General features: G+C 63.5%; 27 protein-coding genes. 15 read left to right on the forward strand and 12 right to left on the reverse strand.

The window, feature by feature from the left end; all coding sequences use genetic code 11:
- Window positions 1–688 precede the first annotated feature (688 nt).
- From CJ177_RS08655 to CJ177_RS08670, 5 genes are all read right to left on the reverse strand, one after another.
- Complete coding sequence (locus CJ177_RS08655; RefSeq protein WP_095867573.1) at window positions 689–2113, reverse strand: NAD(P)(+) transhydrogenase (Re/Si-specific) subunit beta; 1425 nt, start codon at window positions 2111–2113, stop codon at window positions 689–691.
- A complete protein-coding gene (locus tag CJ177_RS08660; protein WP_095867574.1) occupies window positions 2113–2439 on the reverse strand; it encodes an NAD(P) transhydrogenase subunit alpha in 327 nt (108 codons plus the stop codon). The genes CJ177_RS08655 and CJ177_RS08660 overlap by 1 nt, the downstream gene beginning before the upstream one ends.
- Window positions 2439–2591 (reverse strand): hypothetical protein, encoded by a 153-nt coding sequence (locus tag CJ177_RS47310; protein WP_179443173.1) that lies wholly within the window; start codon window positions 2589–2591, stop codon window positions 2439–2441. The genes CJ177_RS08660 and CJ177_RS47310 overlap by 1 nt, the downstream gene beginning before the upstream one ends.
- Window positions 2588–3709 (reverse strand): NAD(P) transhydrogenase subunit alpha, encoded by a 1122-nt coding sequence (locus CJ177_RS08665; RefSeq protein WP_257014443.1) that lies wholly within the window; start codon window positions 3707–3709, stop codon window positions 2588–2590. Before CJ177_RS08665 ends, CJ177_RS47310 begins: the two co-directional genes overlap by 4 nt.
- Window positions 3710–3964: 255 nt before the next feature.
- On the reverse strand, window positions 3965–4462 hold the full coding sequence (locus tag CJ177_RS08670; protein ID WP_061042609.1) for a flavin reductase family protein: 498 nt from the start codon (window positions 4460–4462) through the stop codon (window positions 3965–3967).
- Window positions 4463–5254: 792 nt separating this feature from the next.
- On the opposite strand from CJ177_RS08670, the gene CJ177_RS08675 reads away from it, so the two are divergent.
- The 5 genes from CJ177_RS08675 to CJ177_RS08695 all read left to right on the forward strand — a co-directional run bounded on the left by CJ177_RS08675 (window position 5255) and on the right by CJ177_RS08695 (window position 10065).
- Window positions 5255–5866, forward strand: coding sequence for a hypothetical protein (locus tag CJ177_RS08675; protein ID WP_218835084.1), 612 nt, complete (start codon window positions 5255–5257; stop codon window positions 5864–5866).
- A gap of 424 nt (window positions 5867–6290) precedes the next feature.
- Entirely contained in the window at window positions 6291–6662 is a 372-nt protein-coding gene (locus tag CJ177_RS08680; protein WP_061042607.1) for a hypothetical protein, read from the forward strand.
- 299 nt (window positions 6663–6961) lie between these two features.
- Entirely contained in the window at window positions 6962–8086 is a 1125-nt protein-coding gene (locus tag CJ177_RS08685; protein ID WP_143548653.1) for an LLM class flavin-dependent oxidoreductase, read from the forward strand.
- A gap of 24 nt (window positions 8087–8110) precedes the next feature.
- Window positions 8111–9277: a thiolase family protein gene (locus CJ177_RS08690; RefSeq protein ID WP_061042605.1), complete on the forward strand. Its 1167-nt coding sequence runs from the start codon at window positions 8111–8113 to the stop codon at window positions 9275–9277.
- The gene (locus tag CJ177_RS08695) at window positions 9274–10065 is read left to right on the forward strand and encodes an SDR family NAD(P)-dependent oxidoreductase (RefSeq protein ID WP_061700124.1); all 792 of its coding nucleotides are present in this window, start codon (window positions 9274–9276) and stop codon (window positions 10063–10065) included. The genes CJ177_RS08690 and CJ177_RS08695 overlap by 4 nt, the downstream gene beginning before the upstream one ends.
- Before the next feature lie 137 nt (window positions 10066–10202).
- Here the strand turns inward: CJ177_RS08695 and CJ177_RS47940 are convergent, their stop codons facing one another.
- Entirely contained in the window at window positions 10203–10514 is a 312-nt protein-coding gene (locus tag CJ177_RS47940; protein ID WP_218835085.1) for a hypothetical protein, read from the reverse strand.
- On the opposite strand from CJ177_RS47940, the gene CJ177_RS08700 reads away from it, so the two are divergent.
- Window positions 10498–11184, forward strand: coding sequence for an IclR family transcriptional regulator C-terminal domain-containing protein (locus tag CJ177_RS08700; RefSeq protein WP_061700122.1), 687 nt, complete (start codon window positions 10498–10500; stop codon window positions 11182–11184). The two genes, CJ177_RS47940 and CJ177_RS08700, sit on opposite strands and share 17 nt — an antisense overlap.
- 431 nt (window positions 11185–11615) lie before the next feature.
- Here CJ177_RS08700 and CJ177_RS08705 read toward each other — a convergent pair whose 3' ends face one another.
- On the reverse strand, window positions 11616–12506 hold the full coding sequence (locus CJ177_RS08705; RefSeq protein WP_061700121.1) for a MaoC/PaaZ C-terminal domain-containing protein: 891 nt from the start codon (window positions 12504–12506) through the stop codon (window positions 11616–11618).
- Between the two features lie 19 nt (window positions 12507–12525).
- Entirely contained in the window at window positions 12526–13329 is an 804-nt protein-coding gene (locus CJ177_RS08710) for an SDR family NAD(P)-dependent oxidoreductase (protein WP_061700120.1), read from the reverse strand.
- Between the two features lie 128 nt (window positions 13330–13457).
- On the opposite strand from CJ177_RS08710, the gene CJ177_RS08715 reads away from it, so the two are divergent.
- Genes CJ177_RS08715 through CJ177_RS49325 form a run of 7 tightly spaced genes read left to right on the forward strand, consistent with a single transcriptional unit; the run spans window position 13458 to window position 19730 of the window.
- Window positions 13458–15110: an AMP-binding protein gene (locus CJ177_RS08715; RefSeq protein WP_179443174.1), complete on the forward strand. Its 1653-nt coding sequence runs from the start codon at window positions 13458–13460 to the stop codon at window positions 15108–15110.
- The gene (locus CJ177_RS08720) at window positions 15107–16330 is read left to right on the forward strand and encodes an acyl-CoA dehydrogenase family protein (RefSeq protein ID WP_082833530.1); all 1224 of its coding nucleotides are present in this window, start codon (window positions 15107–15109) and stop codon (window positions 16328–16330) included. Before CJ177_RS08715 ends, CJ177_RS08720 begins: the two co-directional genes overlap by 4 nt.
- The gene (locus CJ177_RS08725) at window positions 16330–17190 is read left to right on the forward strand and encodes an enoyl-CoA hydratase/isomerase family protein (RefSeq protein ID WP_061700118.1); all 861 of its coding nucleotides are present in this window, start codon (window positions 16330–16332) and stop codon (window positions 17188–17190) included. The genes CJ177_RS08720 and CJ177_RS08725 overlap by 1 nt, the downstream gene beginning before the upstream one ends.
- Window positions 17191–17193: 3 nt before the next feature.
- Window positions 17194–17931: a 3-oxoacyl-ACP reductase FabG gene (gene fabG, locus CJ177_RS08730; protein ID WP_061700129.1), complete on the forward strand. Its 738-nt coding sequence runs from the start codon at window positions 17194–17196 to the stop codon at window positions 17929–17931.
- Window positions 17928–19115 (forward strand): acetyl-CoA acetyltransferase, encoded by a 1188-nt coding sequence (locus CJ177_RS08735; RefSeq protein ID WP_061700117.1) that lies wholly within the window; start codon window positions 17928–17930, stop codon window positions 19113–19115. Before fabG ends, CJ177_RS08735 begins: the two co-directional genes overlap by 4 nt.
- Before the next feature lie 52 nt (window positions 19116–19167).
- Window positions 19168–19566, forward strand: a complete 399-nt coding sequence (locus CJ177_RS08740; RefSeq protein ID WP_197487972.1) for a TetR/AcrR family transcriptional regulator — start codon at window positions 19168–19170, stop codon at window positions 19564–19566.
- Window positions 19506–19730, forward strand: coding sequence for a TetR family transcriptional regulator C-terminal domain-containing protein (locus tag CJ177_RS49325; RefSeq protein WP_373560040.1), 225 nt, complete (start codon window positions 19506–19508; stop codon window positions 19728–19730). Before CJ177_RS08740 ends, CJ177_RS49325 begins: the two co-directional genes overlap by 61 nt.
- A 55-nt stretch (window positions 19731–19785) precedes the next feature.
- Here CJ177_RS49325 and CJ177_RS08745 read toward each other — a convergent pair whose 3' ends face one another.
- Entirely contained in the window at window positions 19786–20205 is a 420-nt protein-coding gene (locus CJ177_RS08745) for a nuclear transport factor 2 family protein (RefSeq protein WP_082833529.1), read from the reverse strand.
- A gap of 59 nt (window positions 20206–20264) precedes the next feature.
- Window positions 20265–21722 (reverse strand): MFS transporter, encoded by a 1458-nt coding sequence (locus CJ177_RS08750; RefSeq protein ID WP_061700115.1) that lies wholly within the window; start codon window positions 21720–21722, stop codon window positions 20265–20267.
- Window positions 21723–22004: 282 nt separating this feature from the next.
- On the opposite strand from CJ177_RS08750, the gene CJ177_RS08755 reads away from it, so the two are divergent.
- On the forward strand, window positions 22005–22379 hold the full coding sequence (locus tag CJ177_RS08755) for a DUF427 domain-containing protein (RefSeq protein WP_061700114.1): 375 nt from the start codon (window positions 22005–22007) through the stop codon (window positions 22377–22379).
- A 30-nt stretch (window positions 22380–22409) separates the two neighbouring features.
- On the opposite strand, the gene CJ177_RS08760 is transcribed toward CJ177_RS08755, so the two are convergent.
- Window positions 22410–23174, reverse strand: a complete 765-nt coding sequence (locus CJ177_RS08760) for an SDR family NAD(P)-dependent oxidoreductase (RefSeq protein ID WP_061700113.1) — start codon at window positions 23172–23174, stop codon at window positions 22410–22412.
- A 56-nt stretch (window positions 23175–23230) separates the two neighbouring features.
- A complete protein-coding gene (locus CJ177_RS08765) occupies window positions 23231–24361 on the reverse strand; it encodes an epoxide hydrolase family protein (RefSeq protein WP_061700112.1) in 1131 nt (376 codons plus the stop codon).
- A gap of 607 nt (window positions 24362–24968) precedes the next feature.
- On the opposite strand from CJ177_RS08765, the gene CJ177_RS08770 reads away from it, so the two are divergent.
- Window positions 24969–26735 carry an FAD-dependent oxidoreductase gene (locus CJ177_RS08770; protein WP_082764555.1) on the forward strand — a complete coding sequence of 589 codons (1767 nt, stop codon included), beginning with the start codon at window positions 24969–24971 and terminating at the stop codon, window positions 26733–26735.
- Window positions 26736–26748 lie beyond the last annotated feature (13 nt).

Consider the following 26748-nt stretch of genomic DNA (forward strand, 5'->3'; position numbering starts at 1 on the left):
GGATTTCCAGCCCCCGAACTGCAGCTGGGTCATCGTACCCACTGTCGGACTGCATGATTCGCGCATGTATCTGTCACATGGAATCACGTCGGGGGCGGGTTGTTCGTCCTTCGGTGTCACCACGAGCTGACGGGGCCTGTCGATTGTGTCGGTGATCTTGGCGGTGAAGTCGCCGGTCCTGGGCCGGCGAGCGGTCGGCGGAGTGTTGTGGATCTGGGTGGCGCCTCGCACGATCGAAGCGTGTGCGCGGCCCGGGCGAGTATTCTGCTGGTCTGCGAGCGCGACGGTATCGATCCGGTTTCCGCCATCCGGACCCAAATTGCCTTTATTGTAAGCGAGTTGGGACTCGGCGCGACACTTCGGTGGGCAGTCCCGGGCCGCTGGTTCATGCACTGGAATCACAGCGCTCTGCCTGCCGGTTCAGCAACTGGAGCCGTGTGAAGGGGACACTCGCGCACCGTTCCGAGGGCGGCGGCGGGCGCAATTCCTGCTGCCGACTCACCTCAAACCGATCGCCGACGCTACCTATCGAAGCTACAATCCCCTTTCTGCACCCATGATATTTGCAAATGCCACAGCGCTCCCTCGATCCAATACGAAAACTGCTGGAGCCGAACTGTCTGCTCTTCGTGGGAGCGACCCAAGCTAATACTTGATGTCCACCAGGACGACCCGGACTGCGGGCGAGCTACAGTGCCTTGAGTTCCTCGGTGACCTCGGCGACCGACTTCTTCGCGTCCCCGAACAGCATCGAGGTGGTGTCGGCGAAGAACAACGGGTTGTCGATGCCGGCGAACCCGGAGTTCATCGACCGCTTGAGCACGATCACCGACTTCGACTGATCCACATTCAGGATGGGCATCCCGTGGATCGGCGACGACGGATCGTTGCGGGCCGCCGGGTTGGTGACATCGTTCGCCCCGATCACCAGGGTGACATCGGTGCGCGCGAACTCGTCGTTGATGTCGTCCATTTCCTTCATCGCGTCGTACTCGACATCGGCCTCCGCGAGGAGCACGTTCATGTGCCCGGGCATCCGGCCCGCGACCGGGTGGATGGCGTACTTGACCTCCACCCCCTTCGACTCGAGCATCTTCGCCATGTCCTTGACCGCATGCTGGGCCTGCGCCACCGCCAACCCGTACCCGGGCACCACGATCACCTGATTCGCGTACGCCATCTGGATCGCCGCATCCGCCGCCGAGGTGGACTTCGCCGTCTTCACGGCCGTGTCCCCGACCGCCGCCGCGACACCGCCGCCACCGAACCCGCCGGCCACGATCGCCGGGATGGACCGGTTCATCGCCTTCGCCATCAGGTTGGTCAGGATCGAACCCGACGCCCCGACGATCATCCCGGCCACGATCATCGCCTGATTATTGAGTGCCAGACCCGCGGCCGCCGCGGACAACCCGGTCAGCGCGTTCAGCAGCGAAATCACCACGGGCATGTCGGCGCCGCCGATCGGCAGCACCACCATCAACCCGAGCACCGCCGCCAGCACCAGCACACCCACGATCCACCACTGGCTGGTGGGTCCGGCCGGGTCGATGGCCTTGACCCCGATGGCCACCGCCAATGCGACGGCCCCGATCAGCAGCACCGCATTGAGCGGCTGCTGCAGTTTCCCGATGCCGATCGGGCGGCCGGGCAGGGTTTCCTGCAGCTTCAGGAACGCGATCACCGAACCCCAGAACGAGATCGACCCGATGATCGCCGCGAACAGCGACGCGATGACGATGTGCACCGTCGGCGACTCACCATGCGCGAAGGCGGTGAACCCGTCCGAGTCCAGGAACTCCGCGTACGCGATCAACGCGACCGTGCCGCCACCGACACCGTTGAACAACGCCACCAGCTGCGGCATCGCGGTCATCTTCGTCCGCAACGCCGGCGGCACCCCCAACACCACACCGATCACCAGACCGGCGACGATCAGCACCCAGTTGGAGGTGCCCCTGATCGCGATCAAAGTGGCGACGACGGCGACGACCATGCCGGCGGCGGCGATCTGGTTACCGCGGACCGCGGTCTTCGGGCCGGTCAGACCCATCAGACCGTAGATGAACATCGAGAACGCCACGATGTACAGCACGTTGACGAGGTATTCCATTACCGGTCCCCACCCTTCTCAGCAGCAACAGGGGCGGCGGGCTTGGACTTGAACATCGCCAGCATCCGGTCGGTGACCACGAAACCACCGACCACGTTGATCGTTCCGAACACCAGGGCCACGAACAGGATCACCTGCAGCCCCCACGGCGGGTTCTCGACCTTGCCCAACACCACCAGCGCACCCAACACGACGATGCCGTGGATGGCGTTCGTGCCCGACATCAACGGGGTGTGCAACGTGTTCGGGACCTTCGAGATCACCGCGAACCCCACGAACCCCGACAACACCAGGATCGCGATGTTCGCCAACGATTCGGTATACATCAGATGGCCACCTCGATCCCATGATCGGAGTTCAAATCGCAGCTGAGTTCCTCGGACAGGTCGAAGAACTCGAAGGTGCGGCGGGGCACCATCACGTGGTCGAGGAACACCGCCAGCGGTGTCGCGGCGGTTCTGAAAAGTGTTGTGATCATGAGGGTTCCTTGGTGTCGCGGGTGACGCAGGACGCGGCGAGGACCTCGTCCGAGAAATCGGGGGCCAGCTTCCCGTCGACGAGCATCAACTCGAGCAGCGCGGAGATGTTCTTCGAGTACAGCTCCGAGGCGTGCTCGGGCATGCTGGCGGGCAGGTTCAGCGGCGAGCAGATCGTCACCCCGTGCTTGACCACGGTCTGACCGGGCTCGGTGAGCTCGCAGTTACCGCCGGTCTCCCCGGCCAGGTCGACCACCACGGATCCGGGCTTCATGCCCTCCACCGCGGCCGCGGTCACCAGGCGGGGCGCCTGACGGCCCGGCACCAGCGCGGTGGTAATGACCACGTCGAAGCCCTTGATCGCGTCCTCGAGCGCCTGCTGCTGCTGCGCCCGCTCCGCCTCGGTCAGCTCGCGGGCGTAGCCGCCCTCACCGGCGGCGTCGATCCCCAGATCGAGCCACTGCGCACCGACCGAGCGGACCTGGTCGGCGACCTCGGGGCGTACGTCGTAACCGGTGGCCCGGCCACCGAGCCGCTTCGCCGTGGCCAACGCCTGCAGGCCGGCGACACCGACACCGAGCACCAGCACCGTCGCGGGCTTGACGGTGCCGGCGGCGGTGGTGAGCATCGGGAAGAACCGGGTCGACTCCGACGCCGCGAGCAGCACCGACTTGTATCCGGACACGTTTGCCTGCGACGACAGCGCGTCCATCACCTGGGCGCGGGAGATCCGCGGGATCGCCTCGACCGCGAACGCCTGCACCCCGGCGGTCTTCAACGCCCCGATGCTGTTCTCGGCGTTGCGCGGTGCGAGGAACCCGATCAGCGTCGAACCCGACGACAGCTTCGAAATCTCTGCCTCGGTGGGAGGTGCGACCTTCACTATGACGTCCGCCGCCCACGGGTCACCGATCGATGCGCCGGCAGCGACGTACAGCTCGTCCGGGATCAACGCGCCCAATCCGGCGCCTGACTCCACCACGACCTCGACGCCCTTGGCGATCAACGACGACACGATCGTCGGAACCAGTGCGACGCGACGTTCGTCCTCCCCGGACTCACGTGTAACTCCGACTCGCGTCGATCCCCCACTGCTCGTGGAGCTATCAGACCTGTTCACAGGTTTCATCGATGGTGCTCATTTCTGAATCGTGTACATGTGTGCGATCAGTCTTCTCAGCGGGGGCAGGTTCAGCGCCTCGGCGCGGACAGGAGTTACGGCGGAGGCAGCAGGCTTTAGGTGTTCCGCATCGTCGGTGCCGCCCATTCGGGCGTCACCCGGTCGACGGTGAAAATCATGTTCCCTCGGTTGCGCGTCGGGCATTGTCGGAGACCGGGACCGGATTGCCATGGCGCAGCGCCTCGAGCGCGATCACTACCCGACCTCGATAGCGAGTCTGCGGAACTTACTGCCGTGGAACACGATCGGTGCGACATGCTTAATCTCTAGTTCGTTGATGCGCATCAGTACGATGGCGTGATCGCCGGCCGGAACTTCTTCGGTGACGGTGGCGTCGAGCCACATGCTCGCGCCTCCGATGAAGACCGCCCCGTCCTCGGTTGTCGTCATGTCGAGACCCTCGAATCGGTTACCGGTTTTGGCTGCCAAGGTTCGTGCTGCGACGTCGTGTTCTTCGCCGAGGACGCTGATTCCGATTCGTCCTGCTGCGGCGACTTTCGGCCACGTCGTCGACGTGTTCTGGACGCAGAATGCGACAAGCGGAGGATCAATCGACACTGCGACGAAGGTGCTGGCTGCCATACCGACCGGGATCCCGTCGATCTCGGCGCACAGTGCGACGACGCCACTCGGGAACTGTCCAAATGCAGAGCGCAGGATTCCGGAATCGAGTTCGGCATTCGCGAGCGTCATGAGATGTCCCTTCTGGTGGTTGCCGCCACAGTCAGGAAACTGCTCCAGGCTGCGAAATGGCCGGCTACTGCGAGTGTCGGCGGTGGAGGTGCTGAGATGCGGACCCCGTCACACGGTGTGACGGCCGAGAGCGACAAGTATGCGCGAGAGGTAGAGGCCTCAAGCGCGCGGCGAATGCAGGTCGGCATCGAGTATCCAGGGGACCGCAGCGAGGTGTTCATCCTGTCACCGCCAGCGAACTGGTCGAGAAGGAGCTCAGGATGCCGGTTCGTCGACCACAGTGAGCACACTTGCACATAGGTCGCAATGTTAACCCAATTCGATTATTTAGGGTAGAGCATCGAAAAAACGATGAACTGTTTCCGTAAAACCTAATCCTGGTCTATGCTTCAAGGACAAGCGCCCCACTGTGACGCGCGAGCTGCTCCTTGCCAACTGGTGCGAAGTAGCACATACGCCCACTACGCACGAGTGTCGACAAACTGAAATGGAACCGCACACATGCCGAACCACTATTCGACTGGCGCCGACAGAGGTGTCGCGCCGTATCCGAACCTGGACCTTTCGTCGAACGACTGGACCTTCGAGGAGAGGGCTGAGGCCGTTCGCTGGTACGAGCTTTCGCACGGCACAGGCGACACCCGGTTCGCCCAGTTCGCGCCGTGGATGATCGACAACAATCCCGGTGGATTCAAGAGGTACCGTGGTCTCGTCCCGGCGCTGACGAGCGAAGTACCGCGCGGCATCTTCTTCGTCCACTCCTACGCTGTCACCGCGAACGCAGACGGCTGCATGTACGAGATGATCGTCGCCCGACAGCATGGATTCTCCAAGCGACAGATCCTCGATACGCTGAACTTTGCCTTTCTGTCAGGTGGGCCGCGAGCGATCAACGCGGTCTCTGACGTCGCAGGGCCGTGGCTGGACTCTTGGGAGGACAAGGACGACGCCGGCCGCATTGTCTTTCCCGCAGACTGGAGCATCGATCCGTCCGAGTTCGTCAGCGGGCTCGATACGACTCAAATCCCCGTCTCCGACGCCGACGAAGCAGCGCTGCGTGCGTGGCATGAGCGTGTGAACTCGGAGGTTCCGCGATTCGTGGACCTCTGGCTGAAACTTCGTGGGCCTGGGTACAAAGCCAACCGGCTTCGGTACGAGCAGGCGACCTCGAGTGCCGTGTTGCCCAAGCAGATCTATCCGCTGCTGACGATGCATCTAGGCGCCTTCGAGGCCAACCCCGCTGTCGTCCGGTATGCGCTCCGGCAGGCGAAGTCGATCGGAGGGATTTCGCGCAATCACATCGTGGAGATCATCGACACGGCGTTTGTACAGGGTAACGAGTGGAAGATGGCCGTGATCCTCGACGGCGACATAGCGGACACAATCGAGCACTGGGACGACTGACTTTCCGCCGGCGGTTCGCCTCCGGAATGGATAGCGCAGCAGAGCGATTGGACTGCGGGCAACGATCGATCCAAGCGGTACTGCGAGGGTGGTTCTCCATCCTGCATCCGATGCCGCGGTACGTGACCCGGCCCAGCCGCTGAAATTCGATGCATGTGCGGCTTTCAGCAAACCACCTCGGGCGCCCCGCTGGCTTGATCGGCGGTCACCGAAAACTGTCGCAGAAGGCGATCGACGTCGAATTCGGAAATGGGTAGGAGAAGTCATGACAGCCGGTGTCACCCCACGGCCGGTTAGGCCGGAACTGCGCGTCGCCATGGCGGACGGAGTCGACACTGTCGCGTGGAGGGATCTCCGCCCTACGGGGAATGGCTCATTTTTCAGTCCGCAGGCTCCGCGCTCGGCCGCCACGATGGTGCACAGAATGCGGCAAGCCGAGTTGCGCGGCGCCATCAGGGAACGGGCGGCAGTGCGCGAACAGTGGATCGGCGCGGGCGAAGATCCCGCAGATCTCATCGTGGCACTCGAAATCGACGTGTTGATCGCCGCCGATGCCCGAACCGCGCGCAGGGAATTACTGCAGTATGGGGAAGCGCAGTTCGGAGACACAGTTCGCTATGTCGGCACTCCTCAGGGATTGGCGACTCTGATTCTCGATGTGTACGTGGCAGACGTGGCCGACGCAGCGATCCTGTGTCCGATCATCTCCAGCGCCGGGAGTAAGCAAGGGACTGCGGCACTGATTATCGACGACGTGTTGCCGCTACTCGGTGACAAGTACCCCTGGCGCTCGTGACAAGCCGGGGAGAGACATCGCAGTCGGCAGACGGAGGAGCAATGTCAGGCCAAGTTCATCGTGGCATCGCCGGCCTGCAAGCGGCACGTGGTTGTGACACGCGGCCAACCGCGTGGGTCACGCTGCCGCTAAGCCGGATCCCCGCCTCACACGCGGAGGTTTGCACGCTCCGTGCAAGCGCAAGAGTGAGCGCACTGCAACGCCAGCCGGCAGCGGACTCCCGCGGGCTATCGCTTCAGCGCAGACAAGGTTGTGCGTATCCGCCGCGACCGATCTTCATATTCAGTTAGGAGAACTCCGTGACCACCTACACCCCGCCCCTCGAGCATTCCCGTCCGCGAACATTGCCCCGCGTGAATAACGGGGTCCGCCTCGGACTCTTCCTCGCGAACATGCGCAACGCGCACTACATCACAAGCGCCGAGGGATCCACCGAGCCGATCTACGACAACGTCCGCGAAATAGCGATCGCGGGTGACGAGATGGGGCTCTCGTTCTTGCTGCCGGTGGCGCGGTGGAGGGGGCTGAAGGGAGACCAGGCCGACTTCTGTCCCTACGGCCTGGAGACCATCACGCTCACCTCGGCGCTGCTTGCGGTGACCACGCGCACAACAATCCTTACGACGATCCACACTGAAGTATTCGGTCCCGCTGTCGTTGCCAAGATGGGGGCCACCATGGACCACATCGGAGACGGTCGCTGGGGCCTCAACGTCGTAGCAGGCTGGTCCCAGGCCGACTTCGAGTCGATCGGCCTCGAGCTGCGCGGGCATCACGACCGGTACGACCACGCGGAGCACTGGCTGAAGGCCATCCGCGAATTGTGGCGCGACGGGCACTCCTCGTACTCGTGCGAGCACTTCCAACTCAAGGATGCCGAGTGCCTGCCACGCCCACGACAAAAGGGGGGGCCCCTCGTGGTGAACGCGGGACAATCCGAACGGGGAATGCGGTTCGCGCTCGACAACGCCGATTATCTGTTCAGCACCGCGGCCGACGCCAGCCAGTTCCAAAAAGCCAAGGAGGTCAGCGGCGGCACTGACGCCGGGATGATCGGGCGCAAGCATGTGATTATCCGCAAGACGCGCGCGGAGGCGGAAGAGGTCGCCCACCGCATCGTCGCAGGCGGCGACAAGAAAGCTATCGCCCAGCTGGTGGCACATGGACGCGGACCCGTCGAGGAGGCGGAGCGACGGCTCGGCGAGCCCGGCGCGATGGGCAGGTTCCTCCTGCAGGATCCGATCCTCGGCAGCCCTGATGAGGTCGCGGTCGGCCTCGCCAAGTGGGCGTCGGAAGCCTCGGTAGACGGGGTTTGTCTCAGTCTGTTCGAACAGCGCCAGAGCCTGGAGCTGATGGACGACACGTTCATGGAGCGGCTCGGCAATGAGCTGGCAGATCACGGAAAGACTCTCGTCCTTTCCTGACAAGTACGAGCACCAAGGAGAATCATGCGTGATGCAGTAGTGGTGGCCGCAGTCCGGAGCCCTGTGGGGAAGCGGAACGGCTCTCTGTCAACAGTTCACCCGGCGGACCTGTCGGCACACGTGCTACAGGAGCTTGCCCGGCGCAGCGACCTCGACCCCTCCGTCGTAGACGACGTCGTGTGGGGATGTGTGAGCCAGGCCGGCGAGCAGACCTTCGACATCGCACGCACGGCGGTGCTCTCGGCGGGATGGCCGGAATCGGTTCCCGGCACGACCATTGACCGCCAGTGCGGCTCCTCGCAACAGGCGATCCACTTCGCTGCCGCCGGCATCGTCTCGGGACAATATGACGTCGCGGTGGCGGGCGGCGTCGAGTCGATGTCACGTGTGCCGATGGGATCTGCGGCCGGGACACAATCACCGTTAGGTGAGCTGTACGCCAAGCGATACAGCCCGGAGTTCCCCAGCCAGGGCCTCGGCGCCGAGACGATCGCGCGCAGGTGGTCCCTATCCCGCACCCAGCTGGACGACTATGCCCTCCAATCGCACGCCCGCGCCGACAACGCATCACGCGGGGGAGCGTTCAGCGGGCAGATGGTGCCGATCGAAACGGCCGCAGGCGCATTCGTGGTGGACGAGGGAATCCGACCCGGATCGACTCTCGACATCCTCGGCACACTGAAGACCCCATTCCTCCCGGATGGGCGAATCTCGGCGGGCAACAGTTCGCAGATCAGCGACGGCTCCGCGGCACTCCTGCTCACCACCTCCGAGTACGCCGCCTCCCACGGGTGGAAGCCCCTGGTGAGGGTGCACACGGCAGTCGTTGCGGGGAGCGAGCCAAATGTCATGCTGACTGGGCCGATCCCAGCGACCGAGAAGCTCCTGGCCAAGTCGGGCATCTCACTGTCGGACATTGGCGCCTTCGAAGTCAACGAGGCATTCGCCTCCGTCGTCCTCGCCTGGCAATCCGAGTTCAAGGTCGCCGACGAGCTGCTGAATCCCCTCGGCGGTGCCATTGCCCTCGGACACCCGCTAGGCGGCTCGGGTGCGCGGATCGCCACGACGCTCATCTCGCATATGGTGGACAACGACATTCGTTACGGCATGCAGACCATGTGCGAAGGTGGCGGACAGGCGAACGCGACGCTGTTCGAACTTGTTGGAGCGGGCACTCGGGGTCGTGGATGACCGAAAGGCGCTTATCGAGCGACACGCGACGTTGTGCGCTCAGCGGCCAGGTCGCCATGGTTACAGGAGGAAGCCAGGGGATCGGTCGGGTCATCTCGGAGGCGTTGGCAGAGGCCGGCGCCACCGTGGTGGCAGCCTCCCGGCGCGCCGAGGATTTCCTCTCGCCGGCAGGCCAGCGGATCCACGGTCGGCGTCTTGACGTCGAGAACGCGGACGCCTGCCACACGGTCGTTGCCTCGGTTCAGGAGGAGTTCGGGTCTCTCGACGTCCTCGTCAACAATGCGGGCATCGCCGAATCGGTCAAGTTTCTAGAAATGGATATGGAGCACTGGCGACGACACCATTGCATCGACGTCGAAGCCCCGCTGCGGCTCGTCCGGGCCGCATTGCCGATGATGCTGGAACGCAATCAGGGGCGGGTGATCTCGATCGCCTCAATCGCCGCCGAGGTGGGCTTCTCGTATGTCACAGCCTATGTCGCCGCCAAACATGCGCTCCTGGGCATGACACGCTCGCTGGCAGCTGAGTTTGCCGGGACCAGCCTCACGTTCAACTGCGTGAGCCCGTACTACACCAACACGCCGATGGCAGCAGCAGCGATTCGGAAGATCGTAGCCAAAACGGGCAAAAGCGTTGACCAGGCCAGTGCTCACCTGCTGAGCCCGCAGGGGCGCATGATCGAGCCCGATGAGGTTGCGGCAATGTGTGTTTACCTCGCGTCGCCGTCCGCGCGGTCGATCACCGGACAATCGATCGCCATCGATGGGGGTCTCTCCGCGACACGGTGAGTAACGACCTATTGGCGGCAGACTCAGTGACGTCTGGCTACTTCCTCGCGTGACCTTTCCTGAGAATTCGACGGGATAAGTTCATAGATCGAAACTTTACGCTGTGTAGCCCACATTTTACGGGCACGACATGCCAGTTATATGAAGTGTCTTCGGCTATGATGAAATAGCTGCTCGATAGTTTCGAGCCACAGAGTCAAGACAGGGGAGGCAGCGGTGCCAAAGTCCTCAGCGGCGTCAAAGCCCGCGGCGGCGTCGAAGCCCGCGGCGGCGTCGAAGCCCGCGGCGGCGTCGAAGCCCGCGGCGGCGTCGAAGCCCGTAGCGGCGTCGAAGCCCGCGGCGGCGTCGAAGCCCGTAGCGGCGGCGAAGTCCTCATCTGCGATCGAGAAGGCATTCGGCGTCTTGTCGTTGCTCCGTGACTCGCCGGTACCGTTGACGCTGTCGGCCATCGCCGAGGCAACAGGAGTCGCCGCGAGTTCAGCACATGCCACTCTCAACCATCTTCTCAGCCTCGACGCGGTGGTCCTGACCGAGCACAAGCGGTACGCGTTGGGGCCCGTCTTGCACTATCTCGGGGCTGCCTACGCGCGCGGCACTCCGATGTACCGCGCTGCCTGGATCGAGGCGGTCAACGTCGCGAACGAGCTCGGCGTGACCGCGGTCTCGGCGACCGCCTGGGACGGACGCCACCTCATTCTCAACGCGCATCGCGGCCCTGGCTCTGATGTCGCGGTTCCGTTTGGCGGCGGCGTTCCATTAGCAGCTGCGTCATGGGGGAAGACGTACTATGCAACGACGGGGGAACCGCTGCCTGAGAAGCTGGAGGCGTATACGGCACACAGCATCGTTGACCTCGGAGAGTTCCGCGATGCGGTCGAGACGACCAGAACTCGTGGGTATGCGGTCGACGACGAGGAGTACTACCCCGGGGTAAAGGGCGTCAGCGCGTCGGTCACCAGTTCGCACGGCTACGAGGGCCTCATCGCGTTCTTGGGGGCAAAGGTTGTGTTCGAGGAGCTCGGTTTCTCGAGGATCGGCGAACGACTCGCGCGCATCGCCGACCGAGCATCGCACACGCTCGGCGACACAGAGCGCTTGCGATTGTTCGGCCAGGTTTGAGTGCTCGCCTCGTCGTCGGGGCCAGCACCTTCGCCGGCGTGCGCTTGATCTCGTCGGCGAGCACGAAGACTGGCCGAACGACTTCTACGTAAGGCGGATCCGCGTCCGTCGGCTCGCCGACGTCGAACCGCCCGGTCCTTGCGACAGCGCGGTCGGGCAGCGTCATCGGCTCGGACAGGATTCGAACCTCGTTGTCCACCAATCGGTGTCGCCGGCCCGCGTCCTTCCTGCCGCGGCGGCGTCACCGTCACCGACGTTTCGATGCCCTCGCTGCCGGTCAGGTCCTCGCCGCTGCCAAGGGCATCTTCCGGTAGGCGCGAGATGATGTCGCGGAGTCCGAAAACACTCACGGGCCGACGAAGGATGCACTTCGCCCACGTTTGCGGCAGCCACACCTTCCTCGATTCGGCGACACCGACATGCAGTGGTGGTCAGGTCAGCGGGCCGAACGTTGCTGCACCTCGGGACAGGACGGCAACGCCACCGGGACCGAGGGTGTCGAAGGCCACGCTGCGGGAGCCGGCGGTGCCGGGCGGAGCCGCCTCCGGCGCGGCCGTGGACCCGTTTGGGGACCACGTTCGCGTGGTCAGGGCATCGCCGGGATAGCACGAGTTGGCAAACCGTGCCGAAAACCGCTGCAGTTGCATACCGGGAATGTGATTAATGCGGGCGACCGAGAGGACCGCGATCCCGAGGGTGCAGAGGCCATGCAGGATCGGGCGGTCGAAGTTGGCCCTGCGTGCGAAAGCTGGATCGGAGTGCAGTGGATTCCGGTCCGCATTCAAGCGGTAGAGCAGCGCCTGCGTGGGGGCGGTCACGACGGTGGCCTCCCGATCCGCTGGGCCCTCCGGGGGCGGTGGGGTCACAGTTGAGCCACGACCTCCGCCCCATCCCCCCGCCCCGCGGATGAACACGGTCGAGTCGCCCGTCGCGAGCGACGTCCCGTCAGTATCGCGGAGTTCGGTACGGGCGGTGACCACAGCAGCCGTGCCTTTGTCGCTCATCTCTGTGATCGTGGTCGTGATCGATCCTGCCCCGACGGGGGGCATCGGCGCGTGTAGTTCGAGTGACTGAGCCGCGTGAACGAGGCACGACCAGTCGAACTCGCCGAGCCGGTCCCATACATCGGATGACGGCTGGCAGTACACCACGGGCATGGACGGCGTCGCGGTCAGCCGAACGCCGGCGGTGTTCTCGGTCGTGTACTCGAGATCGTCGGTGCCCGCCCCGATGCTCAATGCGTAGAGCATCGTGTCGCGCTCGTCCCAGGAGACGGGGATCGTGGGTGAGATATAGCCGAGGGCTGTCGGATCCAGCGGCACGTTTTCTCCTCTTTAGTGGCTAGAAGCGGGTGTAGGCGCCGTCCACGACGAGCCGGTCGCCCGTGTGGAACCGCAGCGTCGGGTCGGCCAGGAAGACCGCGATCCGGGCGAAGTCGGCAGGCTGACCCCAACGACGCACCGGCGTGCGGCCGATGGTTTGCTTACGAATCAGGGCGTGGTGCTCATCGGCGATGAAGCCGGCACCAGGCTCGAGCAGTGCGGTGTCCGTCCAGCCCGGCAGTAGCGCGTTTGCTCGTATCTGATTCGGGGCGAGTTCCACGGCGAGGGAACGCATGAGCGCCTCGATCCCCGCCTTGCTGACCGCGTACGGCTGTTTTTGAGCGCCGCCATAGAAGGACATGATCGATGACACGCCGACGAGCGATCCGCCCTCGCCGCGTTCGACCATGTGGCGGGCCGCCGCCCGTAGGGAAAGGAATGCGCCTTCCAGGTTGATCGCAAGCGTGCGTCGCCAGTCGTCTAATGAGAGGTCGACGAACGGGGTCATGTCACCGGGTACGCCCGCATTCGCAAAGAGCGAGTCGACACGCCCGAACGCCGCAAGCGTTTCAGCCATGGCGCGGTCGACGTCTGCCTCGTCGCTGACATCGCAGGAGATCGCGTGCGCCTTGCCGGCGGCGTCGTGCAGTTGCTCCAACGCCGAGCCGTTCTTCTCCTCGCTCCGGCCCCAGATGCAGACGTTTGCGCCGGCGTGCGCGAGTCCGCTCGCCAGTCCGAGCCCGATTCCGCCGTTTCCGCCGGTGACAACAGCTGTGAGACCAGTCAGGTCGGTGGTGGGATCTGTAGGAAAGGGTGGTTCCACGGTGAGCTCCTTCGGTGAATTTCAAGTCACGGTACGCGATGTTTGGAGTTCTTTCCATATTTTGACTTGCGAAATGCAAGATATCGAATACGCTTTCAGTCATGGAAGTCGACTTAGTGAGGACGAGGGTGGGTTCAGAGAAGCAAACGGGGCGAGCACTCCTGACGGATGTGGTTACGGCCGCGGACCGGAGAAACTCCTATCTGTCGAGCGGAGCGTGGGATGAACAGACGCTCGTTGGGGCGTTGAGCCGCTGGGCGTTCGAGCGGGGCGACAGAGTCGCCGTCGTCGACGATGTGGAGTCGGAGGGTCACACCTATGCGCAGCTTGCGGCGCACTCGAATTCCGTCGCCGCGCGGCTGCAGTCGATGGGCATCGGTCGTGGTGACGTGGTGACTGTGCAGATGCCGAATTGGTACGAGACGGTGGTCCTGGACTTGGCCGTGCATCTGCTCGGCGCCGTGCTCAACCCCGTGCTGCCCATCTATCGTGCGCACGAGCTGTCAAACATCGTTCGCACAGCGGGGAGCCGCTTGATCGTCTCTCCCGCGGAGTACCGAAACTTCGACCACCGCGCGATGGTTGCGGAAGTCTGCGCGGCCAATCCCGGCACCGCGCAGTTCGTCGTCGAGCGCGGCGACGCGGACACCGTGTTCGTGCACTGGCCGGCGCTCGACAACCTGCCAGACCCCGATGCCTCCGCCGTGTGCGAGCTGATCTTCTCCTCCGGCACCGAGTCCGCGCCGAAAGCGATCATGCATACGGAGCAGACCCTCTGCGCGGGCACCCGCATGCTGACGTCCGGTATCGGTCTGAGCGAGACCGACGGGGTGTGGATGCCGTCGCCGATCGGGCATTCCACGGGCCTGAACTACGGGGTGCGCGTCGCGCTCCTCAACGGACTCACTCTCACGCTGCAGGATCGATGGGATCCGGCCGACGCGGTCCGGCTGATCGAGCGTGCAAAGCCCTCCTACACAGTGGCGGCGACCACCTTTCTTACGGACCTGTTGGACGCAGGGGAGTCGATGGGTGCAGATCTGACCTCATTGCGAATGTTCTCGTGCGGTGGTGCGCCCGTGCCGAGCGTCGTAGTGGGGCGAGCCGCCGATGCGGGGATCACGGTGCTCCGGATCTACGGATCGACGGAGGTGCTGAGCGCGACGTGGAACCGCCCGGACAGCCCGCTGGAGAAGAGGCTCGAGACCGAGGGACCGCCGCTCGACGGAGTGGAGCTCGAGGTGCGGGACGACGACGGCGCGATTCTCGTCGGAGAGCCGGGTGAGCTCTTCGTGCGTAGCCCGTCGTGCTGTGTCGGCTTCTTCTCTGACGAGGAGAGGACCCGGGCGACGTTCTCGGTCGACGGCTGGGTGAGGTCGGGAGACCTCGGGGTGGTCGATTCGGATGGCTACTTCACGATGGTCGGACGCAAGAAGGAAATCATCATCCGGGGCGGGTTGAACATCACACCGAGGGAGGTCGAGGACCTCATCGTTGGTATGGCGCACGTTCGCGAGGCCGTCGTTGTGGGCATTCCCGATGAGCGGTTGGGCGAGATCGGGTGCGCGTGCGTCGTCGCCGAAGAGGGCCATGAGGTCACGCTCGCCGACGTTGTGTCGTACCTGCGTGAGCTGGGGCTCGCGCCCTTCAAGCTGCCTGAGCGAGTGCTCCTGGTGGACGCCTTGCCGCGGACGGCGACGGGCAAGGTTCAGAAATTTCAGTTGGTCGAACGAGTGCTCGCGAAGGGTCGCGGGCACATGCAGACAGGAGGGCGAGCGTGAGCGCATTCAATCTCGCGATCAGTCCAGAGGCGGACCAGCTTCGCAAGAAGTTGACCCAGTTCATGGACGACCGGATATTGCCTGCCGAGGCGGTGTATCGGCAGCAAATGGCCGACCTGGGCGAGCCGCACGGGCATCCCCAGATCCTGCTGGACCTGAAGCGCGAGGCGCGTGAGCTGGGCCTGTGGAACCTGTTTCTTCCCCACAAGACCAGGTGGACGGAGGGAATGACCAACCTGGACTACGCGTACATCGCCGAGATTCTCGGCCGTTCGCCTATCGCATCCGAGGTCTGTAACTGTTCCGCGCCCGATACCGGAAACATGGAGATCCTCACCATGTTCGGCACGCCGGAACAGCAAGAGCAGTGGTTGGCACCGCTGCTGGAGGGGGAGATCCGGTCCGCGTTCGCGATGACCGAACCGGCGGTGGCGTCGTCTGATGCATCCAACGTCGAGTGCAGCATCGTCGAGGACGGCGACGACTACGTCATCAACGGGCGTAAGTGGTGGATCTCAGGTTCAGCTGACCCGCGCTGCAAGATCCTCATCGTCATGGGTAAGACCGACCCCCGCGCGGCGCGACACCAGCAGCAATCCATGGTGCTGGTGCCGGTTGATACGCCCGGCGTGACCATCGTCCGGAACCTCCGCGTCTACGGCTACGTGGACCGGGAAGGGCACTGCGAGATCACCTTCGAGGACGTGAGAGTGCCCAAAGCCAACATCCTGGGCGGCCCGGGGCAGGGCTTCGCGATCGCCCAGGCACGCCTGGGACCGGGCAGGATCCACCACTGCATGCGCACGATCGGCGTCGCCGAGCGCGCACTGGAGATGATGTGCCGGCGCGCCGAGGAGCGCGTGACTTTTGGTGAGTCCCTCGCGTCACGCAGCTCCGTCCAAGACTGGATCGCCGACGCCAGGATCCGCATCGACCAAGCCCGGCTCTACACCCTCTTCACCGCCTCTTTGATGGATAAGGAGGGCAACCGCGCAGCGGCTGTGCAGATCGCCGGGATCAAGGTGGGCATCCCGGAAATGGCGCTCGAGATCCTGGACAACGCCGTGCAGCTGCACGGCGGTGGCGGCGTCGGAGACGACTTCGGCCTCGCCGAAATGTGGGCGCACACACGCATACTCAGCATCGCCGACGGCCCCGACGCGGTCCACCGGCGCACGATCGCCCGGCACGAGCTCAAACGCCACCGGAAGGAGCACTGATGACCATTCACACTTCCACACTGGGTGCGGTCGCCGGGAGGCCGACGGCGTACCCCGACGAGCACAGCAGCCTGCTCACGCTGGAATGGCTCGATGAGGACGGCGCAGACGTGGTGATCATCACGTTCAACCGTCCTGAGCAGCGTAACCCGATCGACAAGCACACGATCCGCGCGCTGCGAGAGCTACTCGGAGACTTCGCAGCGAACGGCTCCCCACGCGCGATCGTCCTTACCGGCGCCGGGCAAGCATTCTCGGCGGGAGGAGACCTGAGAGGCTACCAGCAGCTGTACCGGGACCCCGTGGAATTCCGGCAGTTCATGGACGACTTCGACGCCGTGTGCGACGCGCTCGAGGCCTCGTCGTCGGTAGTCATCGCAATGATAAACGGAGTCTGCGTGGCAGGTGGACTGGAGATCGCACTCGCCTGTGACATCATCACCATCGCGGATGAGGCGCGGATCGGTGACGGCCACCTAGGGTTCGCCCAGCTACCGGGCGCGGGCGGGAGCCAACGCCTGATCCGCGCCATCGGCGTGCAGCATGCGCGGCGCTGGCTCCTCACCGGTGACCTCTTCGAGGCGTCGGTTGCTGTGAAGGTCGGTCTCGCCGCCTTCCAGGCGCCTCTGGTGAGCTTGCGCGAGGAGACGGTTGCGCTGGCACGCAGGATGGCCACCCGGACGCCGCTGGGGCAGCGGAAGATGAAGGAACTCATCCGAATCGGCCAGCGGACGCACCTGGACGAGGGGCTCCGGCAGGAGACCGACCTCGTGCACGAATATGCGACGCAGTCATATGACGCAACGGAGGGACTGCTCGCTTTCGCGGATCGACGCCCACCGGCCTACGAAGGCAGGTAAATGATGGGAAATCTGAGTTTCGACTACACCGGCAGGGTCGTCGCAGTAACGGGCGCGGCCGCCGGAATCGGACGTGAACTGGCGCAGGCGTTCCATGCCGCCGGGGCGAGGGTGGCGGTAATCGACCGTGACCAGACCGCACTCGAGGCCGCATGGACCGGGCAGGAGCGCACCCGCACCTTCGCAGGTGATGTGGCGGATGAGGCGCTCTCCGAATCGGTGTTGGCCGGTGTTGCGGAGTGGGGCGGCCTCGATATCCTCGTGAACAACGCGGGAATCACGCGTGACAGCGTGATCTGGAAGATGTCGACAGAGAACTGGCGTCAAGTTCTCGACGTGCACCTCACGGGAGCATTTCTGCTCACCCGGGCGGCGATCCCGGGTATGCGCGAGCGGGGCTTCGGCCGGATCGTCAACGTGACGTCGTACAGCGGTCTACACGGAAACGTGGGGCAGGCGAATTACGCCGCAGCCAAGGCAGGGATAGTCGGGTTTACGAAGACGGTCGCCAAAGAGGTTGCCCGCTTCGGCATCACAGTCAACGCGATCTCGCCGAACGCAGCGACTGCGATGGTGGCGGCGATACCCGAGGACAAGTTGCGCGCCCTGACCGATATGGTCCCGCAGGGGCGCTTCGCGGAACCGTCCGAGATGGCCGCCGCTGTGTGCTTCCTCGCCTCCGACGAGGCGGCCTACATCACGGGGACCGTGCTCGCGGTTGACGGCGGTGTTTCGATGTGACCGTGCTCTCCCAGTTTGGTCAGGACGTGCGCATCACGGGGTGGGGCCACACGGTCTTCGGCAAGCTCACCGACCGCGACTTGGAATCACTCATAGTCGAGGCGGCCACGGAGGCCATCCTCAGCGCGGGAATCGAGCCTGGTGACGTAGACGAGATCTATCTCGGCCAGTTCAACTCGAGCCTGTTGCCCTTGGCGTTCTCTTCTTCGTTGGTCCTACAGGTTGACGAGGCGCTGCGGAACGTGCCGGCCACACGCGTCGAAAATGCGTGCGCATCGGGATCCGGCGCGGTCCACGCCGGCATCCGCTCCCTGCTCGCCGGTACTGCGCGGAACGTGCTTGTGATTGGTGCGGAAAAGATGACGCACGCGACGCCCGAGCATGTGGGCTCGGCGTTGCTCGGAGCCGACTATGAGTCAGCAGGGAACCCCTCGTCCGTTGGATTCACCGGGTTGTTCGCGACGGTGGCGCAGCGGTATGCCGAGAGATACGGCGACATCGGAGATCTGCTCGGCGCGATCGCAGCGAAGAACCACCGCAACGGCGTCGCCAACCCGTACGCACACTTGCGGAAGGATCTCGGCGAGGAGTTCTGCCGTACGGTCTCGGATCGCAATCCGATCGTCGCCGCACCGCTGCGCCGCACCGACTGCTCGCCGGTTTCGGACGGAGCCGCGGCTCTGGTGCTGTCCATATCGCCGAGCGCGGCCGCGAAGAATCAGCCGGTTCGGGTGACCGGATTCGGCCAGGCGAACGACTTCCACCCGGCCGCCCGCCGCGACCCCACCGCCTTCGAGGCCACGCGCGCATCGGTGGAACGCGCATATGCGATGGCCGGCATCGGTGTCAACGAGTTGTCGCTCGCCGAGGTGCATGATTGCTTCACGATCGCGGAGCTGATCATGTACGAGGTCATCGGCCTGGCCGAGCCGGGCAAGGGCGGTGAAGCCCTGACCTCCGGTGCGGTCCATCGAGACGGGCGCCTCCCGGTGAATCTGTCCGGCGGCTTGAAGGCCAAGGGGCATCCGGTGGGGGCCACCGGAGTGTCCCAACATGTGGTTTCGGCTATGCAGCTCTCTGGTGCTGCAGGGGCGATGCAGTTCGACGGCGCCGATCGCGTGCTGGTGCAAAATATGGGTGGGGTTGGTGTGGCGAATTACGCTACGATCCTCGAAGCCGTCTAACGCCGAGCGGCGGTTCGGGAACTCAGACATCGAGAACTGTAGGGGTGTGTCGATGGGAAGGTCCAAGCAGTTCGATCCAGTTGTCGCCGTCGAGCAGGCCATGCAGGTGTTCTGGCAGCAGGGATTCCGCGCCACCAGCCCGCAGAATCTGGTCGATGCGCTCGGCATCGGCAGGGGCAGTCTTTACAACACCTTCGGGAGCAAACACGGTCTCTTCGAGCTGGCGCTGAGTCGCTATGTCGACGCCCGGCTTCGTTTGCTGACGGCGCTGACGGAGCACCCCGACTCGGTCAAAGAGCGCCTCTGCGGGACGTTGAAGTTCATGGCCGACGAGGGCACCCGCGGTTGCATGATTGCCAACGCGGAGGCAGATCTCGCGGGAACCGACGGGTGGCGGTTTTCGAGGCCCGTCGATACTTCGAGTTCGCCGCGGGCGTCTTCCGGGCGCTGATCGAGGAAGGGCAGCGGTCGGGAGAGATAGCTCCCGACCGCGATCCGGCCGCGATGGGGAGCCTGCTCCTGAACACAATGATGGGGATGCAGCTCCTGGCACGGGTGGAAGAAGGCCCGGACCGCCTTCACCGCGTGATCGACGCAGCGATTGATTCTCTCTGACCAATCCTTGACAGTGGCAAGATCCGCACGCCGTCACCGGGGTTGGTCAGGTACTTCAGAGCACCAATTTTTCAGGGTCACGACCAACACCTAAATCGCCTGTGTCATAAAGATAAACGCGGAAGTTAATGACCTTGCCATTCTCGAAAATGCTGCGTTCGGCGAACGAAACTAGGTCGTCGCCTCCCAATATCGGAACCCGACCGAACGCGCAGACGTAATCCCCGTCCACTACAAGACGGTCCACCGTCATGCCGGCGAGGTCGAATTTGGACGCGAGTGTTGCGAACAACTCCTGAAATCCAGCGAAGCCCTGATACTTGCCCCCATAGCTCAAGAACTCCGGTTCCTCCACCACTACCTCGGGTGAAACGAAGGCGAGAAACCGTTCTGTATCGCCTCCTAAGACTGCCTGGTACATGCCTTGTGCGAGGGCGCGATTGGTTTCAGTCTCCGTGGGGCCATTACTTGTCATTTCGAACTTCTTTCCGCTCGTCTTTGTGGGCTGTCTTTGTGCCTTGGCCTCAGTGGGATCTACCGCCCGCCCGCAGTTCTTCCGGCAGCCGGTGCGAGCGGCAGGTCTTCCGACTTCTCGCGATCGATCGTTCTATCTCGTCTGATTGCAGGTATGAACAATGCCGCGACGGCGCCGAGGCCGACTGCGACCGCCAGCATGACGAAGCCATGGGTGTAGCCGGCTTCCGTGGGCAACCCCGACGCGGACTCGCTGGCTGTGACAGTGCTTGCCATGAAGGCGGCGCCGAGCGACCCGCCGATCGTGCGAATGTTTGTGTTCATACCGTTGGCAGCACCGGTCTGCTCCGCGGCAACTGCGGCCACAACAACGTTCGACACGGCAGAGAACGCCATGCCGAAACCGATTCCCACCACGGCCATCGCCAGGTAGATGACGGCCTCGGCCGAGTGGAGGAAGGCCACCATGAAGTAACCGATCGCGGTCAAGACAGATCCGACCACAAGCAGATTCTTCGACTCGAAACGAAGTGAGAGTCGGCCCGCCGCAAGTCCCGCGAGGAACATCCCGATCGTGTTCGGCAACATCATCAAACCCGATTGGGTGACCGAGGCGCCGAAACCGTAGCCGGCCTCGGGCGGTGTCTGCAGGAACTGCGGTATGAATCCGAGTGCGGCGTACATACCGATTCCCATAAGCAGCGCCACCAAATTTGCCGCCCAAATCGTGCGGACCCGCATCATCTTCATGTCAATGAGCGGGTTCGACGAACGTGACTCGGCAAGGATCCACGCTGCTGCAACAACCGCCGCCAGGACGAGCATGCTGATTACCTTGAACGAACCCCAGCCCCACGTCGGACTTTGGCTGACGGCGAGCAGGAGCGCCACGAGCCAGCCGGACAGCAGAAACGCCGTGAACCAGTTGATTTTTCCTGCGGTGCGTACTGGTGATTCGGGAATCAGGAGATGTGCGGCCAGACCTGCGACGCTAATCATCATCAGCGGAATCCAGAACAACCAGTGGTAACTAAATGCGTCGACGATGGGGCCCGCGAGAACGATACCGAGGCCGGCGCCCACAGAGGCGAGTGCCGCGACCATGCCTACCGCCCCGGGCACCTTCTCCTTCGGGAACTCGTCCCGGATGATTCCGAATGTGAGGGGCAATACTCCGCCACCCACGCCCTGGATCACCCTAGCGATCACCATAACCACCAATGAACTGGCGAGGGCGGCGAGCAGCGAGCCGATCGCGAGCGCGGCCAGTGCAACGACGAACAAGCGCTTCTTGCCGTAGATGTCACCGAGGCGACCGACGACCGGAGTAAATACCGATGCCGATAACAGGTAGGCCGTCAGCACCCAGGTGACATTGGTCTGAGACGTGCCGAGAGCCTTCTCGATTGTCGGCAGAACGGGAGTGACCAAAGACTGCAGCAAGGCATAGGCTGCTACGCCGACGGTAAGGACAGCGAACGTGAGTCGGTAGTCCCCTCTCTGGGCCGTGAGGTTCAATGAGTGCCGTCCTGCGCTGCGATCGGATGGAACTGGGAATTATTGGAATTGAGATTCCGAATTATGCCATCATGTTTCTAGGAACTTACCACCGGAATTGGGACTTGTGATCCAGATGGAGGCTGGGATCACACTGAACCTGCCGAGCAGACCCTTCACGTGCGGGCTCCGGCCCGGATCTGTTGCTCAATCGGTATTGAGTGCGTATGCGTATGCGTATGCGGATCGGCGCGGCTTCGCTCGGGTTGGAATGTGCAGTCGCACAAAGAAGTTGAGAGAACCATGACGGACAAACCGGTTCTCGTTCCGGGACTCGACCACCCGATTGCGATCGCGAAGGCCAGGGGCCGCGTCGTGGCCACCGTGGGTGGCCGCACGATTGCTGACTCCGCTCACGCGCTCACAATGGAGGAGAAGGACTATCCGGTTGTTCACTACATCCCACGCGCAGACGTGAACCTGTCCGCCCTCGAGGGCACCGACCACGAGACGTACTGTCCTTACGAGGGGGTGGCCCGGTACTTCAGCATCCGCACCGACGGCATTGTTCTCGACAACGTTGTGTGGACCTACGAGGATCCCCACCCGGCCGTCGCCCAAATCAAGGACCACGTCGCCTTCTACACCACTGTATCGGCTGTATCGGCCGCTGACTGATCACTTGGGGGCTGATCACTTGGGGGCTGATCACTTGGGGGCCATCCTGATGGCACCGTCCAGGCGGATCGTTTCGCCATTGATGTAGTCATTGTCGATGATGTGGCCGACGAGCGACGCGTACTCGTCGGCCCTGCCCAGACGGGCGGGATATGGCACCTGCTCGGCGAGCGATTTCTGCGCTGCCAGTGGCAGACCGGCCACCATCGGTGTCTCCATCAGTCCAGGCGCGATCGTCAGCATTCGGATCGAGTGCCTGGCCAACTCTCGCGCGATGGGAATGGTCATCGCGTGCACTCCGCCCTTGGAAGCCGAGTAAGCGGGCTGGCCGATCTGCCCCTCGAACGCTGCCACGGACGCGGTGTTCACGATCACCCCGCGTGCTCCCGAGGAGGGATCCGGGTCGTTTCGAGCCATTCTCGCTGCAGCTTGGCTCAGTACGTTGTACGTGCCGACCAGATTTACGCGCACCACCTGCTCGAACTGCGCCAGTGGTACGGGGTTTGCCGATCTGTCGAGCACCTTGTTCGGCGTGGCGATCCCAGCGCAGTTCACCACCACACGGAGTGGCGCCATGCGCTCGGCGAGAGTGATCGCCGCCCGAACTTCCTCGACGTTGATTACGTCCGCTGGAGCGAAGGTCCAGTCGGCCTCATCGGCGATTGCGCGTCCGGCCGAACCCGCCAAGTCGGCGATGACGACGCGCGCCCCCTTGCGGGCAAGCATTTTCGCGGTCGCCAATCCCAGGCCGCTTGCGCCCCCAGTGATCAGCGCACTCGCACCCGTCACGTCCATTACCACTCCTAACGATTGATCGAATGTGCAGGCCCGGCAGCTACGAGTCCACGCAGTCAGCGAAGTGATCGGAAGAACGTCCGCACGTCGTCGAGCAGCAGCTGGGGCTCTTCGAGTGCTGCGAAATGCCCGCCGCTGGGCATCGTGGTCCAGCGGGCGATGTCGTATTGAGTGTCGACCCAGGTCCGCGGCGGGACGAAGTTCTCGTGAGGGAATTCTGCGTAGGCGACCGGAAGCTCGACACGAGCCTTGAGGTACCAGTCCTCGGCTCGGCTGGTCTCGTAGTAAAGCCGAGCCGCGCTCGCGGCACTGTTCGAGGCCCAGTAGAACATCAGGTTGGTGAGCAGCAGGTCCTTGTCGAACGAGCTCTCGATGTCTCCGCCACAGTCGCTCCAACTGCGGAACTTCTCGATGATCCATGAGGCGAGTCCCGCTGGCGAGTCACTCTGCGCGATCATCAAGGAGTCAGGAGTGGTGTTCTGCACCTGCAAGTAACCCAGGGCCCTTTCGCTGAACCGGCTGTAGCGCTCGAGATGTTCGAGATCCTCCGGTCCAGGCTCCGCGGGGGGCGTCCCCATGATCAAGTTCAGGTGGATGCCGAGCACCGACTCGGAGTGGTAGGCGCCCATCCGCGAGGCGATCAGACCTCCGAAGTCGCCGCCCTGGACCGCATAGCGGTCGTATCCCAGCTGGTCGACCATCAGCGAATTGAACACGGAAGCGATGTGCGACAAGCTCCATCCCGCGGTGCGCGGAGCGCCGCTGAAGCCGAAGCCCGGCAGTTCGGGCACGACGACATCGAACGAGTCAGCGGGATCCCCACCGTGTGCCGCGGGATCAGTCAACGGGCCGATCAGCTCCAGGAACTCGACGATCGAGCCGGGCCAGCCGTGCAAGAGCAGTAGCGGCGTCGGGTTCGGTCCGGTACCGCGCACATGCCAGAAGTGCAGGTCGACGCCGTCGACCTCGCAAACGTAGCCCGGGATGCTGTTCAGGCGTCGTTCCCAGTCCCGCCAGTCGTAGCGGTGCGCCCAGTGGTCGCATAGCTCGCGAAGGTACGCAACGTCGGTGCCGTAATCCCAGCCAGCGCCTTCGATCTTTTCCGGCCAGCGCGTGCGTGCGAGCCGCTCTTTGAGATCGACGAGGACCTCTTCGGGGACGGCGATTGTGTATGGGCGTACAGCCACAGTGAACTCCTTAAGGGCCTGAGCTATCACGAGTCTTGCGAGGGCTCATCGCCGTGCCGGGCTTCGGGAAAGCTGTAGAAAAGTGGGGGTGATGTTCTGCGGAAAGAGTAGTCGACATGGTCAAATTTCGAAACAGCTTCCCGATTTTTATGGTTCTGCCCATCAAAACTAGAGACTTCGGCTGTGTATAGCGGCGCGCATCGACTGGCTGACCGAGGTTTCGAGCTCCAGTGGCGAGGTTGGGGTCGAGCTATTTGCGCACCAGTGTGACCCTGCCGCTCCTTGCGTCCGCACGAGTCGGAGCTCCTTGTCGAGGGTCGACGTACCCATGCTGACTCTCACACGCCTTGTCACGTTCGCTCTGCTTGGGCGCTACGTGATCACCGCAGCTTTTCCAGGCTCTCGCCGCCTCGCGCGTAGTCGGTGGCCGGGCGGGGGTTCAGTCGTCGCACGGGAGTGGCCGAGAGTGTGTGGTGCGCGATGGCAATTCAGCAACTTTCGAATGGTTGTTCGAATGGATTGGGTCTAGATAATCGGGATCTACTTCGATATGTTCGATTTTAATTTCGAATACTGTCAGCAGCGTCGCGACTTGATCGGAGTCAGTATGTCTAAAACGGTAGATGCATCCCGTAATAGTGGAACGCCAATCTCGGATGGTGGTGGGACCACGGGCTTCGCAGCGGGCGACTTCTACACGCCACCGCCCGACGACTTCGCGAGGAGGGAAAGCGCTCGGCCGGTACAGGCTGCAGATTTGGGCTCGTTTGCGGCTGAGGTGGATGTGATCGTGGTCGGCGGGGGTGGTAGTGGCTTTGCGACCGCGCTGTTCTCGGCCTGGCGAGGAAACGAGGTGCTCCTGCTGGAGAAGGCTGCGGATGTCGGCGGTACGACGCGCAAGTCCGCGTTTGGATTCTGGGTGGCCAACAACAAGGCGTTGCAGCGCGCGGGGCTCGAGGATCGACGCGACGAATGCTTGCAGTTCATGGCAAAGATGTCGCGTCCCCAGCGGTTCGACCCCAACAGTCCCACCTATGGGCTGAGCGAGTGGGACTTCGATCTAATTCAGGCGATCTATGACAGCGGTGCCGAAGCAGTCGAATTGCTTCATGAAAAGGGAGCGTTGCGACATCGCCCTGCGGAGGGCATGGTCGAGTACTTCACAGAGGTCCCGGAGAACAAACTGCCCGCGGGCCGGGTTCTGTTTCCCGACGTCGATGATTTCGCGCAGGGTGGGGAGGCGGGATTTTCGATGCTGGTGCCCGCGGCCGACGAGGCGGGCGTACAAATCGTTCGCGGCTGTCGCGTGCAGCGGCTCGTGCTCGATGGCGAAGAGGTAGTCGGAGTGCAGGGCACGGGGTCGGATGGATCGGCGCCGACCTACTTCGCGCGTCGTGGTGTCGTGTTTGCCAGCGGCGGCTTCGTGCACGACGACGAGCTGCGCGAGAACAGCCTGCACGTTCCGGCGTTCGCAGGTTGCGGAGTTCACTCGAACGAGGGTGATCTCGTCCGCATCGCTGGTGCCCTCGGAGTGCCGATGCGCAACATGAGCAACGCGTGGATGGCACCGATACCGTTTGAGCCCGTTGCCAAGCGCGATCCGCGGGTGATGGCGATGGCCGGGATCCAGGGCGATTCGATGGTGCTCGTCAATCGCGAGGGTCAGCGAGTGGTCAACGAAAAGTTGCCGTACAACGAGCTCTCGCGGGCATTCTTCTACCGAGATCCAATCACGGCAGAGTACCCGAACCTGGTGATGTTCCAGATCTGGGACTCGCGCGCGCAGGAGCACAGCGCGGGCAACTATCTCACCACGATCGTGTCGAACGATGACGGTGTCATCAGGGGTCAGACGCTCGCGGAATTGGGCGGCGCGATCGACGCGCGGCTGGCCCAATACGAGAGCGTTACCGGTTGCCTGCGGTTGGCCGATGGTTTCACCGCAGGGCTGCGCGAAACAATCGAGCGATTCAACCGCGGTGCTTCCGAAGGGGTGGATCCCGATTTCCATCGCGGCGAGACGCCGATCCAGCTGGTGTTCAACGGCAATGTAAAGGACGAGGGCGAGCGGCGTAACCCGACGGTATGGCCGATCTCGGAGACCGGCCCCTATTACGCGGTGATGATCTGCGCCTGCGCGATGGACACCAAGGGTGGTCCGAAGGTCAACGCCGACTCGCAGATGGTCGACGATCTCGATCAGCCGATTCCAGGCTTATACGGCGTCGGCAACTGCGTAGCCTCGGTCTCCGGGAACACGTACTGGGGGCCGGGAGCGACGATTGGGCCGATGATGGCCTTTGCTTATCGCGCGGCCGCAGCGATCGATCGAGAGCCGCGCCGCAGCGGCGCACGGGCCGCGGTCGCCACCTGACATGAAGTGGCGC

Source organism: Rhodococcus sp. ACPA1 (assembly GCF_002300195.1).
GTDB classification, from domain to species: Bacteria; Actinomycetota; Actinomycetes; order Mycobacteriales; family Mycobacteriaceae; genus Rhodococcus_F; species Rhodococcus_F opacus.